Here is a 242-nt window from a genome sequence, read left to right on the forward strand (position 1 = left end):
TGAACGACGTGGTGCGGGGGGTGGACGTGCGCGCGTTCGACGATGGGTGGACCGTCTCGTTCCTCAGCGGCTACTACACGCTCTGCCACACCCTCGACCAGCTGCTCGACGCCGTCGCCCCGCCCGGGGAGCGGGAGCTGCTGCGGGCGACGGTGCTGGCCGCGGCCGACGGGTCCGCGGGCCGGGGCTGACCGCCCGATCGGCGGGGCCCCGTGACCCGGGCCCCGCCGACCTCCGGTCCC

The 242-nt window shown here is 76.9% G+C and carries 1 protein-coding gene; it reads left to right on the top strand.

What is annotated here, in order from left to right:
• A partial coding sequence (locus tag GTW08_RS06955) for a hypothetical protein (protein ID WP_237453613.1) occupies positions 1-191 on the top strand: 191 nt, incomplete at its 5' end.
• Positions 192-242 lie beyond the last annotated feature (51 nt).

Origin of the sequence: Pseudonocardia sp. SID8383, from assembly GCF_009864975.1 — a bacterium.
Taxonomy (GTDB): domain Bacteria; phylum Actinomycetota; class Actinomycetes; order Mycobacteriales; family Pseudonocardiaceae; genus Pseudonocardia; species Pseudonocardia alni.